This window comes from Actinacidiphila oryziradicis, from assembly GCF_005047355.1.
In the GTDB taxonomy this organism is placed as follows: Bacteria; Actinomycetota; Actinomycetes; order Streptomycetales; family Streptomycetaceae; genus Actinacidiphila; species Actinacidiphila oryziradicis.
Genome location: NZ_SUMC01000033.1, coordinates 60,307 through 73,699, shown reverse-complemented (window position 1 = coordinate 73,699; position 13,393 = coordinate 60,307). Strand labels below are relative to the sequence as shown.

Here is a 13,393-nt window from a genome sequence, read left to right as displayed (position 1 = left end):
CGGCCCGCTTGCCGAGCGCAACGTCTGCGCGCCGGCACGAGCGGACATGCCCGAACGGCATGGGCAGGCGTATGGGTAGGCGCTGCGCGAGCAGGGTGCCTGACGAGTATCGGCCCCCACCGCGGGCGGGCGTGAACAGCAGGGTGACCACGCATGATCACGATCGCCGACGCAGGTCGCTACTCACGGGGAGGGCGGCGATCGGCACGCCGACAGCGCCTACCGACTCGACCTCGACGTTCGCGAAGGTCTCCTTGGCCCACGCGACCGTCTCCGGCGAGCCCATCCCCACGCCGGGTTCGACGGTCATCACGAGCTTCGGTACTTGAGGGGTGTCCGCCATCCAGCGGCCGTAGGCCAGCACGCGCTCGTGCACGTCGGCCGGTTCGCCGTCGATGGGGATCTCGCGTGGCCATGCCAGGAGCGGCCTGCGCGACGCCGGGTCGGGGTAGGGCGCGCGGTAGACGTCGTGATCGTCGGTCGCGAGTCCGCCGGTCACCCCGCGGGGGAGGTTGAACTCGATGAACATGTTGTTCTGAAGGATCATCTCCTCTCCCTTCGGGGAGCGGAACGACCGGAACAGCTCCGCGCCCTGCGGCGGATAGTCCGCCCACCGCATCGGCCGCAGAAACGTCTCGACCAGCGCCGCACCTCGTACCCGCCCGGGATGCCGGGCCGCCCAGTCCAGGCCCAGCGCGCCACCCCAGTCATGACCGACAATGACGATCTCCGCCAGGCCGAGCGCGTCGAACCAGGCGTCCAGATAGGACACGTGATCGGCAAAGCGGTACCCGATGTCGGGCTTCCCGGACGCCCCCATGCCGATCAGATCGGGCGCCAGGCAGCGGGCTTGGCCCTCAACATGCGGCACCACCTTGCGCCACAGGTACGACGAGGTGGGGTTCCCGTGCAGGAACACCACCGGCACCGTGCCTCTGCCGACCTCCGTATAGGCCATGAACGAATCGTGCACCTCGACCGTCGCCATGATGCTTGTGTCCTTCCTCGTGAAACCGTGTCCACTTGGTTCGACACCACCTCCCCGGCCGCTGTGACATCCCGCCGAGAAAACTTGGCGCGACATCGAGCCGCGAGCGGAGATTGCAGCGGGCCCGGATGTGTTTGTTTGCCTGAGCGGGCATCCGGGTCCCACCGGAACCGGGCGTGCTTTCGGTGGCCGATGGGCACCGGTCCTGGGCCGGTTGACCGGATGAGTGCCTGGGCACTGCCTTCTTTCGTTTGTGATCCGGGCATTTTCGGGCGACTTATTCCCCGGAACGGGGCTGGGCTGGACCGCGGGACAGAGGTATAAATCTCTGGCGGGCACATTCGGGCCCCAGATGCCCGAACGGGCGCGGAAGGGCGAGGCGGCGATGCGAGCAGAAGAGCGGCAGCACCGGATCCTTGTCCTGGCGCGCCATGAGGGCCGTGTGGAGGTCGCTGTCGCGGCAGCCGACTTCGGTGTCGCGGCGGAGACAATCCGGCGGGACCTGAGCGAACTGGAGCGCCGGGGCCTGGTGCGCCGTACCCACGGTGGTGCCTATCCCGTCGAGAGCGCGGGCTTCGAGACGAACCTGGCCCAGCGCGTCACACTTCATGTCGAGAAGAAACGCCGTATAGCCGCGGAGGCGGTCACGCTGCTCGGCGAGGCGGAGACTGTCTTCGTGGACGAGGGCTACACCCCGCAGATCCTCGCCGCACTCCTGCCGACCCATCGGCCGCTGACGGTCGTGACGGCGTCGCTGTCGACAGCCGCGGCGGTCGCCGAATCCGCCAACATGACTGTCCTCCTCCTTGGGGGCCGGGTCCGCGCACGCACGCTGGCAACCGTTGGTTCCTGGGCCTGTGCCATGCTCTCGGGCTTCGTCATCGACCTGGCGTTCCTGGGAGCGAACGGGATTTCCCGGGAACTCGGCCTCACCACACCCGATCCGGTCGTGGCCGATGTCAAAGCCAAGGCACTCGAGGTATCACGCAGACGGATCTTCTTGGGGGATCACAGCAAGTTCGGAGCGAGCAGCTTCTGCCGTTTCGCCGAGGTCTCCGACTTTGAGGCGATCATCACCGACACCGGAATCTCCAGCGCGGAAGCGCACCGCTACACCCTGCTGGGCCCCCAGGTCATCCGGGTCTGACCCGGTCACACCTCAAGATCGTCACACTCCTCACCGGCTCCTGGCCACGGGCAACTATGGCATGAGCGCGGCAATTACCATCCGGCCCCACCCGACCGGATCACCACGAAGGGATCCACATGACGACAAGGTCGAGCATCATGCGTCGCACCGTTCCGATGGGAGCCATGGTCCTCTGCGGCGCGCTGCTCGCGGCGTGCGCCGGCGCCGGCGGGACCGGTGGCTCCTCGGCTCACTCGATCAACGTGCTGATGGTCAACAATCCGCAGATGGTGGACCTGCAGAAGCTGACCGCGGCCAACTTCACCAAGTCCACGGGCATCAAGGTCAATTTCACGGTTCTGCCCGAGAACGACGTCCGGGACAAGATCAGCCAGGACTTCTCCAGCCAGGCCGGCCAGTACGACGTGGCCACCATCAGCAACTACGAAACACCGACCTACGCCAAGAACGGCTGGCTGACATCGCTCAGCTCGCTCGCCAAGGCCGACACCGCCTTCCAGCAGAGCGACATCCTGCCTCCCATCCAGCAGTCGCTGACCTACTCCGGGAAGGTCTACGCCGAGCCCTTCTACGGCGAGTCGTCCTTCCTGATGTACCGCAAGGACGTCTTCGCGGCCAAGCACCTGACCATGCCCGCCAACCCGACCTGGACCCAGGTCGCCGATCTGGCGGCCAAACTCGACGGGGCCAAGCCCGGCATGAAGGGCATCTGCCTGCGCGGTCAACCGGGTTGGGGCGAGCTGATTGCCCCGTTGACCACCGTCGTGAACACCATGGGCGGTACCTGGTTCGACAAGAACTGGACCGCCCAGGTCAACAGCCCGGCGTTCACCAAGGCGACGAACTTCTATGTCAACCTGGTGCGCGCGCACGGCGAGGCCGGAGCGCCGCAGGCCGGCTTCACCGAGTGCCTCAACGACATGGAGCAGAGCAAGACCGCCATGTGGTATGACGCCACCTCCGCCGCCGGATCGCTGGACGCCACAGGATCGCCCGTGGCCGGAAAGATCGGCTACGTTCCCGCCCCGGTCGACCAGACCAAGAACTCGGGCTGGCTCTTCAGCTGGGCCTGGGGCCTGCAGAAGGCCAGCAAAAACCAGAGCGACGCCTGGAAGTTCATCTCCTGGGCGTCCAGCAAGAGCTACGAGAACCTGGTCGGCAGCAAGCTGGGCTGGTCCAGGGTCCCGGCCGGCAAGCGTTCCTCGACCTACGCCAACCCGAAGTACCTTGCCGCGGCATCGGCCTTCGCCTCGGCCACCAAGACGGCGCTGACCAACGCGGACCCGCTCAACCCCGGCGTGCAGGCCAGGCCCGCCCCCGGGATCCAGTTCGTGGGCATCCCCGAGTTCACCGACCTCGGCACCAAGGTCTCGCAACAGATCAGTTCCGCCATCGCCGGCCAGACCAGCGTCGCGACGGCCCTCAAGAACAGTCAGGCCCTCGCCGCGAACGTCGCCGCCAAGTACGCGGCCAAGTGACCGGTGACGTCTTCCCCCTCTCTTTCCCCTCTCCTCCTGTTCTCCTCCACCCGCTGACCCACTCCCGACCCGCCCACCGGCCCGGGAGGCCACCCGCGCGAAGCGGAGAGACACCATGACCGTTCCCGTGACCGCAAGACGTCCACCACTCCAGCAACACAGACTGCGGGGAGGAACCCGGCCGGCCGGCAAAACCCGCGGCGCATGGGCCCGCCGGGCCCCGTTGCTCCCGGCTCTGGTCTTCCTGATCGTGGTCACCCAGTTGCCCTTCGTCGGCACCCTGGTCATCTCGTTCATGCGCTGGAACGCCCTAGACCCGGGTAACCGGGGCTTCGGCGGCCTGGCCAACTACAAGGCCGCGATCACCGATCCGGACCTGCGCTCGTCCATCGTGACCACCGTTGTCCTGACCGCCACCGTCGTGCTGGTGAGCCTGCTGCTGGGCCTGGGGCTGTCCCTGCTGCTCGACCGGCAGTTCCGCGGCCGTGGCATCGTCCGCACGATGCTGATCACCCCCTTCCTGGTCGTGCCGGTCGCTTCCGCCCTGCTCTGGAAGCACGCCCTCTACAACGCCTCCTACGGGCTCATCGACGGCACGCTGACCTGGATCTGGAGCCTGTTCGGCAGCTCGAACGCCCCCCAGCCCGACTGGTTGTCCACGGTCCCGCTGATCTCGGTCGAGGCGTCGCTGATCTGGCAGTGGACACCCTTCATGATGCTGATCCTGCTCGCCGGGCTGCAGAGCCGGCCGCTGGACATCGTCGAAGCGGCACGGATGGACGGTGCCGGCACCTGGCAGGTGTTCCGCTACCTCACCTTCCCGCATCTGCGCCGCTACCTGGAGCTCGCGGCCCTGCTCGGCAGCATCTACGTGGTGCAGAACTTCGACGCGGTCTTCACCCTGACCTCCGGCGGCCTGGGGACCGCCAACCTCCCCTACACCGTCTACGAGACCTTCTACCAGGCCCACGACTACGGCCAGGCCTCCGCCGAGGGCGTCATCGTGGTCGCCTGTTCCATCCTCATCGCCACCTTCGCGCTGCGAACCGTGTCGTCCCTGTTCCGAGAGGAGACGCTGTGATGAGCGCGGCAACCACTGCCTTGTCCCCGCCGAAGCCCCTGCGCGGCCGCCGCGTGGGCGCGAAACGCCGCAGCGGCAGTATCCTGGGCCTGGTCGCCTGGATCTGCGGCCTGGTGTTCTTCCTCCCATTCGCATGGATGCTGCTCACCTCGCTGCACAGTGAGTCGGACGCCGCCACCAACCCGCCGAGCGTCAGCGCCGGACTGACGCTCCAGGGCTACCGGGAGTTCTTCGGCGCGAGCACCGGCGTCAGTCCCTGGCCGCCGCTGATCAACTCGCTGACGGCCAGCCTCGTCTCCACCCTGCTGGTGCTGCTCCTGGCCATCCCCGCCGCCTACGCGCTGTCCATCAAGCCGGTGCGCAAGTGGACCGATGTGATGTTCTTCTTCCTGTCCACCAAGATGCTGCCCGCCGTGGCCGGGCTGCTGCCCGTCTACCTGATCGCCAAGAACGCCGGCATGCTGGACAACATCTCGCTGCTGGTCATCCTCTACACGTCGATGAACCTGCCGATCGCGGTGTGGATGATGCGTTCCTTCCTCGCCGAGGTCCCCACCGAGATCCTGGAAGCAGCCTCCATCGACGGAGCGGGTCTGCTGACCATCCTGTCCCGGATCGTGGCCCCGGTGGCCGCCCCCGGTATCGCGGCCACCGCGCTGATCTCCTTCATCTTCAGTTGGAACGAACTTCTGTTCGCCCGGGTGCTGACCGGTGTCGTGGCCGGCACCGCGCCGGTCTTCCTCACCGGGTTCGTCACCAGCCAGGGCCTGTTCCTGGCCAAGGTGTGCGCCGCTGCCATCTGTGTCTCGCTGCCGGTGCTCATTGCCGGGTTCGCCGCCCAGGACAAGCTCGTCCAGGGCCTCTCTCTTGGAGCAGTCAAGTGAAAGCAGCCCTCATCAGTGCTCCCGGCGTCGTGGGGATCGAGACGGTCGACGACCCGACACCCGGCCCCAGGGACGTGGTGGTCCGGGTCTCCGCCTGCGGTCTGTGCGGCACCGATCTGCACATCCTCCAAGGGGAGTTCGCGCCCACCCTGCCGATCATCCCGGGCCATGAGTTCGCCGGTGAGGTCGTCGCCGTCGGCACCGGCGTCCGCGAACTGTCCCTCGGCGACCGGGTCGCGGTCGACCCCTCGCTGTACTGCCACGAATGCCACTACTGCCGCATCGGCCGCAACAACCTCTGCGAACGGTGGGCGGCGATCGGCGTCACGGTCCCCGGAGGAGCGGCCGAATTCGCCGTCGCCCCCGTCGCCAACTGCGTCAAACTGCCCGACCACATCCGTACCGAGGACGCGGCCCTGATCGAACCCCTCTCCTGCGCGGTGCGCGGATACGACATCCTGCGCAGCCAGCTGGCCACCAGCGTCCTGATCTACGGGTCCGGCACGATGGGCCTGATGATGATGGAGCTCGCCAAGCGCACCGGGGCGGCCACCGTTGACGTCGTCGACATCAATCCCGACCGGCTGGTCACAGCACGGTCGCTGGGCTGCACGAACGCCGTCACCTCCGCCGACGAGATCGAGCAGCCCCGTGGCTGGGACGTCGTCATCGACGCCACCGGCAACGAGAAGGCGATCCAGGAAGCCATCGGCCGGGTCGGCAAAGGTGGCACGTACCTCCAGTTCGGTGTGGCGGACTACGCGGCGCGCGCGACGATCGAGCCCTACCGGATCTACAACCAGGAGATCACCATCACCGGCTCGATGGCGGTCCTGCACAGCTACGAACGCGCGGCCCAGCTCTTCGCCGGGGGCGTCCTCGACCCGCAGGTCTTCATCAGCGACCGGCTGCCGCTGAGCGACTACGCCGCTGCGCTCCGGCAGTTCCAAGAAGGCAAGGGCCGAAAGATCCAGGTCAACCCCTGAACCGGCACACCGCCCTGGCCGGCCCGCGACCTCACGGAGTCACACATGCCGACACCCGAAGCGCCGACCCTCGTCATCGGCGAGGCGCTCACCGACATCCTGGACTGCCCCGGCGAACCCCGGCGCAGCTTTCCGGGCGGGAGCCCGGCGAACGTGGCCCTCGGTGTGGCCCGGCTCGGCCATCCGGTGCGGCTGGCGACCCGGGTGGGCCGCGACCACTTCGGTGAAGCCCTCCGGACCCACCTGAGCGACAGCGGAGTGGTGCTCACAGAAGGGTCCGTGGCCGACGCCCCCACCTCCACCGCCATCGCCCATCTGGATGGCCGCGGGGCGGCGACCTACGAATTCGACATCTCCTGGGACCTGCCGCCCGGTGCCCTGGAGCCGGCCCGCACCGGGGCCACAGGCCACCTCCACACCGGATCGATCGCGGCGGCGCTCGCCCCCGGCGCCGATCAGGTGCTCGCGGCGATCGAGGCCGCGCGCGGCAGGGCCACCATCTCCTACGACCCGAACCTCAGGCCCGCGCTGCTCGGACCACCGGAGGACGAGCGTCCCCGGGTCGAGCAGCTGGTCTCCCTCAGCGACGTGGTGAAAGCCAGCCAGGAGGACCTTGAGTGGCTCTACCCCGGGCAGGACATCCACGAGGTGGCCTTCCGCTGGGCGCGAAACGGACCCTCGCTGGTGGTCCTCACCCTCGGCGCCGGCGGCGCGCAGGCCTGGTGGAGGCAGGGCCGGCACGACCTGCCGGCGACGCCCGTCGAGGTCACCGACACGGTGGGAGCAGGCGACGCCTTCATGGCGGGACTGATCAGCGGACTGCTCCGGGCCGGGATGCTCGGCGGCGGCCAGGAGGAGCCGGACGGACCTCGCGCGCGTACAAGACTGCTCAGCGCGACGGCCGCCACCCGGCCGCACCAGGAACTGGTCCAGGCGCTGGATCTGGCCGGCCGGGCCGCCGCCTTCACCTGCACCCGCCAGGGCGCTGACCCGCCGACCCGCGCCGAGATATCGGGGTGGTATCCAGCGGCCGCGCGGGCGGGGGGCGATCACATTGCCCAGGGTCCGGTGAGCTGAGCTGCGGCCGGGGAGGGCCCGGCTTCAGCTGTCGTAGTCGATGACGACCTTGTCCGATACGGGGAGCGACTGACAGGTAAGGACATAACCGGCCTCGACCTCACCCGGCTCCAGAGCGAAATTGCGCCGCATCCGCACCTCGCCGTCCACCACCAGCGCCCGGCAGGTCCCGCACACCCCGCCCTTGCAGGCGAACGGCAGGTCCGGGCGCACCCGCTGCGCACCCTCCAGCACCGAACGGTCCCGGGGAAGCGACGCCTCCGTCTCCCGGCCGTCCAGGATTACGGTGACCTGGCTGACGGGTCCGCCCGGTGCCGCGTCCTCGTGCCGCATCGGCTCGGGCGGGATGTCGTCGGCGTAGAACAGCTCCTGGTGGATCCGGCCGGCGGGCACCCCGAGCCCGGCCAGCACTTGCTGCGCGTCGCGGACCATGCCGTACGGCCCGCACAGCCACCAGTGGTCCGCGTCCGCCACGTCGACCAGGGCGCCGATCAGCGCGGCGAGCCGCCCGGCGTCCAGCCGGCCGGAGAACAGCTCCGCCTCGCGGGGCTCGCGGGACAGGATGTGCGCCAGCTGGAAACGGTCCGGGTAGCGGTCCTTCAGGTCGGCGAGCTCATCGGTGAACATCACCGTGCCGGTGCGGCGGTTGCCGTAGAAGAGGGTGACCCGGGAGCTCGGGCCGCCGGCCAGCACCGAGGCCGCGATCGACAGCATCGGGGTGATCCCGGAACCGGCCGCGACCAGGATGTGGTGCCCGGGGCGGCCGAGATCCGGGGTGAAGGACCCGGTCGGCGCCATCACCTGCACAGTGTCACCCGGCCGCACCTCGTGTACCAGCCACGACGAGAACAGGCCGCCGGGCACCACCCGCACCCCGATCGTGGGCCCCTCACCGACCGGTGAGCAGATGGAGTACGAACGGCGCTCGTCCCGGCCGTCGGTCTCCCGGCGCAGGGTGAGTGACTGGCCGGGCCGGAACGCGAACTCCCCGGCCAGCGCGGCGGGCACCGCGAAAGTGACGGCCGCCGCATCCTCGCACAAGGGCTCCACCACGCTCACCCGCAGCGGGTGGAACACCGGGCGGGGACGGGTGCGGGCGGCGGCCATCAGATCTCCTTGAACAGCTCGAACGGCTCCAGACAGCTTCGGCAACGGTGCAGCGCCCTGCACGCGGTGGCGGCGAACCTCGAGGTCTCCTCGGTGTCCGCCGATCCGCATCGCGGACACCGCACGGCACGCCGCGTCGGAAACAGCTCCACGGGCACCGGCCCCGGCGACGGGCCCGGCCCCTGCGCCGGAGCCGCCGCGGGCGGCGCGATCCCGTGCTCGGCGAGCGCACTGCGGCCTCGCGGGGTGATCCAGTCCGAGGTCCAGGGCGGATCGAGCACGGTCCGGATCCGCACCTCACGGAAGCCCGCCCGGGTCAGCCTGGCGGCGACTTCCGCACGCATCTCGGCCATCGCGGGGCACCCGGAGTAGGTGGGAGTGAGACTGGCCGTCACCACGCCGTCCTCATCGACCTCGACCCCTCGAAGGACACCGAGATCGGCGAGGGTCAGCATCGGCAGCTCCGGGTCAGGGACGGCTGCCGCGATCTGCCGCGCGCGGGCCGGCGAGGGCTGCGGCAGGACTTCAGCCGCGGACAGCGAACGCTCTGTGGTCACCATGCCGCCCCCGGGTGTGCACGTGCCACGCTTTGCAGCTCGGCCAGCAATGGGCCCAGGTGCTCGGTGTGCGCCCCGCGCCGTCCACCGTCCGCCCCACCGCGCGGCAAGGCCGCCGGTGTGGCGAGCGTGGCCGCGGTCAGCACCTGGGCCAGCGTCTCCTCGACCGCGCCGCGTACATCCACGGGGTCCACACCGAAGCCCCCCTCGTCCGGCGCGAACAGCTCTTCCACATACGGCCAGACCTCGTCGACCGCCCGCCGCATCCGCCCGTGCGAATATTCCGTGCCGTCCCCGAGCCGCACCGTCCAGCGGGCCGCGTACTCCCGGTGGTACGCCAGCTCCTTGACGCCTTTGCCCGCCACGGCCGCCAGGACCGGGTCCGCCGAGCCGGCCAGCCGCTGGAAGAGGGCCAGCCGCCAGGCGGACAGCACCAGCAGCCGGGCCGTGGAGAAGGCGAAGTCGCCGTTCGGCAACTCGGCCAGCCGCACATTGCGGAAGTCGCCCGCGTCGCGGAAGTACGCGAAGTCATCCTCCGTACGCCCGGACCCGTCGGCCTGCCCGGCCCGGGAGTACAGCAGCCGGGCCTGTCCCAGCAGGTCGAGGCCGATGTTGGCCAGCGCCACCTCCTCCTCCAGCTCCGGGGCGTGGGTGCACCACTGCGCGAGCCGCTGCGCCAGCACCAGGGCGTCATCACCCAGCGCCAGGCAGTACGCGGCCAGACCGGCGCGATCCACCCCCGCCGGCACCGCCGTGTCAACGCCGTGCAGCGGGTCCTGGAAGCCGGTCCCGAACGCCCAGTGCGCATCGCCCTCGGAGGAGGCCTCCGCCAGGGACAGGTACACATGGTCGTTGCTCATGCGCTGCTCCTATATATGGGGGACGTCTTCGGGGATCTCGTAGAAGGTCGGATGCCGGTAGACCTTGTCTCCGCTGGGGGCGAAGAAGGGGTCCTTCTCGTCCGGCGTGGAGGCGGTGATGGCGTCGCTGCGCACCACCCAGATGGACACGCCCTCATTTCGCCGGGTGTAGACGTCCCGCGCGTTGGTCAGCGCCATCCGCTCGTCCGCGGCGTGCAGCGAGCCCACATGCACATGATTCAGCCCGCGCTTGCCGCGCACGAACACTTCGTACAGCGGCCATTCGCCCTTCATACCGCTCATGCCGCGCTCCTCTCCGCCTGCGCCGCCCGCTTGGCCGCGTGCGCGCTCGCCGCCTCCCGTACCCAGGCACCGCCCTCGTGCGCATCCCGCCGCCGGGCTATCCGCTCCGCGTTGCACGGTCCGTCGCCGTCGATCACCCGGCGCAGCTCCGCCCAGTCCGGGGTGCCGAAGTCGTGGCAGCCCCGCTCGGCGCTCCAGCGCAGCTCCGGATCGGGCAGGGTGACCCCCAGGAACTCCGCCTGCGGCACCGTCATGTCCACGAAGCGCTGGCGCAGCTCGTCATTGGTATGCCGCTTGATCCGCCAGGCCATCGACTGCGCCGTGTTGGGCGAGTCCGTGTCCGGCGGTCCGAACATCATCAGTGACGGCCACCACCACCGGTCGACGGCGTCCTGCACCATGGACCGCTGCGCCTCGGTGCCGCGCATCATCGTCAGCAGCAGCTCGTACCCCTGCCGCTGGTGGAAGGACTCCTCCTTGCAGATCCGCACCATGGCGCGCGCATACGGCCCGTACGAGCTGCGGCACAGCGGCACCTGGTTGCAGATCGCCGCGCCGTCCACGAACCAGCCGATCACGCCCACATCGGCGAAGCTCGGCGTGGGGTAGTTGAAGATCGAGGAGTACTTCTGCCGTCCACCGATGAGCCGCTCGGTGAGATCCGCCCGGTCCGCGCCCAGGGTCTCGGCGGCGGAGTACAGATACAGGCCGTGGCCCGCCTCGTCCTGCACCTTGGCCAGCAGGATCGCCTTGCGGCGCAGCGACGGCGCCCGGGTGATCCACTCGCCCTCGGGCTGCATCCCGATGATCTCGGAATGCGCGTGCTGGGCGATCTGCCGGATCAGGGTCTTGCGGTACCCCTCGGGCATCCAGTCGCGCGGCTCGATCCGGTGATCCCGCCGGATCGTGTCGTCGAACTGTGCCTGAAGGGACATCGCATGCCTCCGGGACTCTTGGCAGCCCGTGCGTCTGCCTGTGGGGGTGCTGACTCGCATTCCCATGCTAACCGAATGTTCGGTCGGTAGGAAGTGCGCCGCTCTCCGTCCCCGGCGTGCCGACGGCCGCTTCCCCGGCCGTACCGGGGGAGCGGCACCGGGCGCACCGCAGGCTGTGCGGCGGATCTGCCGGGGCATCGTGGCGGGGCTCCGTCGGAGTTGGGCCCGCTTACAGCGCCGACTAGGCAGGGCTGCCTCCGGCCCACGACCGCCCTGGGCGGTCCTGGCAGCTCCGGGCCCTGTGAGCTGCCCCTCGCCCGTAACCTCTCCCGTGCCGAAAGGACGCCATGCCTCTCACCGGCACTGGACACGCCGTGACGGCGGCTGTGGCGGCCCGGCACGGCGCGGCAGATTCCGGGACGCCTGCCGTACGGCCATCCGGGCCGAACTGTGCGCCGGGCCGGTAGGAGGTGACCGCGTCGAAGGGGACGCCGAGTATCGCGAGGTCGTAGCCGTTGACCCGGTGGATCTCCGGCAGCCGGGCGAAGGTACCCGGCCCGAAGAAGCGGGGGACCCGCTGGGCGTCCAGCGGGCCGACCGGATCGGGGCCTGCGGATGGCGTGGGCATGGCGAGCTCCTGTCGATGGTGGCGGGCGCCGCAGAGGCCGAAGAACGGCGGCTGATCCGCTACGGGAACGGGACCGTGCTGCTGCTGCCCCGTACACCGACCGAGGCCCAGTCCCTGGTGTCCCGAGTGCCCGGCCCACTCCTCGACCACGACGCCGAGCGCGGCACCGACCACCTCCGCACCCTGCGGACCGTGCTGGTGCGCAACCGGTCCTGGCAACTGGCCGCCGAAGACCTGCACATGCACAAGCAGACCCTAATGGGGACTCAACCGCAGTGAGCACATAGCCGAGTTGTGGTTCGCCGTGCGCGCCCACGATCTGCTGTGCGGCCGCAGCCTCCGCCAGCAGTGAGGTACCCGGGCATCGTCCACGCGATCAGCGCGCCCGTCAGCACGAACGGCGCCGCGGAGGGACACTGATCGTCATGGACGGCGCTCGGCACGATACTGCGGCACCCGCGTGGCGGCGGCCGACTGAGGGCGAGCACCGATGGCAGGTGGCAGCAGTGATCGCCCTCATCATCGGCGCGCAACTGGCGGAGCCCCAAAGGCTCACCCTTCACCCTCACTGGCTGCTGCCTGCCCTGGAAGGAGCCTTCCTCGTGGCCCTTCTCGTGCTCAATCCAGCGAGGATCAACCGGGAGTCCGCGCCGCTCCGGGCCACCTCCCTGGGCTTGGCCGCGATCGCGAGCGTGGCCAACGCCTGGTCGCTGTCCCTGCTCATCCATGGTCTGATTACGGGCAGCGAAGGCCGCACCGCCGGCCCGCTGCTCTTCGAGGGAGCGGCGATCTGGGGCACCAACGTCGTGGTTTTCGCCCTGTGGTATTGGGAATTCGACCGCGGAGGTCCTGTCGCCCGGGCGCACGCGCACCAGCCCAACCCCGACTTCCTCTTCCCCCAGATGCAGACACCGGAGATCGCCAGCAGGGATTGGGAGCCCACCTTTTTCGACTACCTGTACGTCTCCTATACCAACGCGACAGCCTTCAGCCCCACGGACACGATGCCCCTGTCCCGCTGGGCAAAGCTCCTGATGCTCGTGCAGTCCGCCATCTCCCTTGTCGTCGTGGCCCTCGTCGTGGCCCGTGCGGTCAACATCCTCCGATGACGGCCCGCGCGTGGGTCAGGGGCTCGTGGACGTGCGGGGGACGGCCGGCACGGAGGAGGCGTTCCGCGCAGTGTCGGACGCCGCACCCGGCCTTCAGCCCCGAGTGCCGAGGCCCGGTGACGGCGGAAAAAGGGGAGCCCGGCGGCGCCCCTCTTGACAGAGGGCGCCGCCGGGCTGGTGTTCCGCGTCGAACTCCGTCCCCTCAAGTGCGTTCGTGCGGGCTGCCGTAGGGCTGAGCGGGACGGAAGCC

Annotated in this window: 15 protein-coding genes; 8 read left to right on the top strand and 7 right to left on the bottom strand. The window is 69.4% G+C overall.

The annotated features are described in order from the left end of the window. Window positions 1-157: 157 nt before the first annotated feature. Window positions 158-988, bottom strand: coding sequence for a haloalkane dehalogenase (locus FCI23_RS29525; RefSeq protein WP_136726991.1), 831 nt, complete (start codon window positions 986-988; stop codon window positions 158-160). 385 nt (window positions 989-1,373) lie between these two features. Here FCI23_RS29525 and FCI23_RS29520 point away from each other — a divergent pair, with 385 nt between their 5' ends. From FCI23_RS29520 to FCI23_RS29495, 6 genes are all read left to right on the top strand, one after another. Beyond that, complete coding sequence (locus FCI23_RS29520; protein WP_136727023.1) at window positions 1,374-2,135, top strand: DeoR/GlpR family DNA-binding transcription regulator; 762 nt, start codon at window positions 1,374-1,376, stop codon at window positions 2,133-2,135. 140 nt (window positions 2,136-2,275) lie between these two features. Continuing rightward, on the top strand, window positions 2,276-3,616 hold the full coding sequence (locus tag FCI23_RS29515; RefSeq protein ID WP_246144142.1) for an ABC transporter substrate-binding protein: 1,341 nt from the start codon (window positions 2,276-2,278) through the stop codon (window positions 3,614-3,616). 115 nt (window positions 3,617-3,731) lie between these two features. Beyond that, window positions 3,732-4,697: a carbohydrate ABC transporter permease gene (locus tag FCI23_RS29510; protein ID WP_136726989.1), complete on the top strand. Its 966-nt coding sequence runs from the start codon at window positions 3,732-3,734 to the stop codon at window positions 4,695-4,697. Next, on the top strand, window positions 4,697-5,581 hold the full coding sequence (locus FCI23_RS29505; protein ID WP_136726988.1) for a carbohydrate ABC transporter permease: 885 nt from the start codon (window positions 4,697-4,699) through the stop codon (window positions 5,579-5,581). The genes FCI23_RS29510 and FCI23_RS29505 overlap by 1 nt, the downstream gene beginning before the upstream one ends. After that, window positions 5,578-6,567, top strand: coding sequence for a zinc-dependent alcohol dehydrogenase family protein (locus FCI23_RS29500; protein WP_136726987.1), 990 nt, complete (start codon window positions 5,578-5,580; stop codon window positions 6,565-6,567). The genes FCI23_RS29505 and FCI23_RS29500 overlap by 4 nt, the downstream gene beginning before the upstream one ends. Window positions 6,568-6,612: 45 nt before the next feature. Continuing rightward, window positions 6,613-7,644, top strand: a complete 1,032-nt coding sequence (locus FCI23_RS29495; RefSeq protein ID WP_136726986.1) for a carbohydrate kinase family protein — start codon at window positions 6,613-6,615, stop codon at window positions 7,642-7,644. Between the two features lie 24 nt (window positions 7,645-7,668). Here the strand turns inward: FCI23_RS29495 and paaE are convergent, their stop codons facing one another. The 6 genes from paaE to FCI23_RS63925 all read right to left on the bottom strand — a co-directional run bounded on the left by paaE (window position 7,669) and on the right by FCI23_RS63925 (window position 12,034). After that, a complete protein-coding gene (paaE, locus tag FCI23_RS29490; RefSeq protein WP_136726985.1) occupies window positions 7,669-8,751 on the bottom strand; it encodes a 1,2-phenylacetyl-CoA epoxidase subunit PaaE in 1,083 nt (360 codons plus the stop codon). Further along, the gene (gene paaD / locus FCI23_RS29485) at window positions 8,751-9,311 is read right to left on the bottom strand and encodes a 1,2-phenylacetyl-CoA epoxidase subunit PaaD (RefSeq protein ID WP_136726984.1); all 561 of its coding nucleotides are present in this window, start codon (window positions 9,309-9,311) and stop codon (window positions 8,751-8,753) included. Before paaD ends, paaE begins: the two co-directional genes overlap by 1 nt. Next, window positions 9,305-10,168, bottom strand: coding sequence for a 1,2-phenylacetyl-CoA epoxidase subunit PaaC (gene paaC / locus FCI23_RS29480; protein ID WP_136726983.1), 864 nt, complete (start codon window positions 10,166-10,168; stop codon window positions 9,305-9,307). Before paaC ends, paaD begins: the two co-directional genes overlap by 7 nt. Before the next feature lie 9 nt (window positions 10,169-10,177). Continuing rightward, window positions 10,178-10,471 carry a 1,2-phenylacetyl-CoA epoxidase subunit PaaB gene (gene paaB, locus FCI23_RS29475; protein WP_136726982.1) on the bottom strand — a complete coding sequence of 98 codons (294 nt, stop codon included), beginning with the start codon at window positions 10,469-10,471 and terminating at the stop codon, window positions 10,178-10,180. After that, window positions 10,468-11,406, bottom strand: a complete 939-nt coding sequence (gene paaA / locus FCI23_RS29470; protein ID WP_136726981.1) for a 1,2-phenylacetyl-CoA epoxidase subunit PaaA — start codon at window positions 11,404-11,406, stop codon at window positions 10,468-10,470. Before paaA ends, paaB begins: the two co-directional genes overlap by 4 nt. A gap of 241 nt (window positions 11,407-11,647) precedes the next feature. After that, window positions 11,648-12,034 (bottom strand): arginase family protein, encoded by a 387-nt coding sequence (locus tag FCI23_RS63925; RefSeq protein WP_136726980.1) that lies wholly within the window; start codon window positions 12,032-12,034, stop codon window positions 11,648-11,650. On the opposite strand from FCI23_RS63925, the gene FCI23_RS29460 reads away from it, so the two are divergent. Beyond that, the gene (locus FCI23_RS29460; protein WP_169316977.1) at window positions 11,930-12,313 is read left to right on the top strand and encodes a hypothetical protein; all 384 of its coding nucleotides are present in this window, start codon (window positions 11,930-11,932) and stop codon (window positions 12,311-12,313) included. The genes FCI23_RS63925 and FCI23_RS29460 overlap by 105 nt on opposite strands. A gap of 218 nt (window positions 12,314-12,531) precedes the next feature. Beyond that, complete coding sequence (locus FCI23_RS29455; RefSeq protein ID WP_211265507.1) at window positions 12,532-13,143, top strand: DUF1345 domain-containing protein; 612 nt, start codon at window positions 12,532-12,534, stop codon at window positions 13,141-13,143. The last annotated feature ends 250 nt before the right edge of the window (window positions 13,144-13,393 follow it).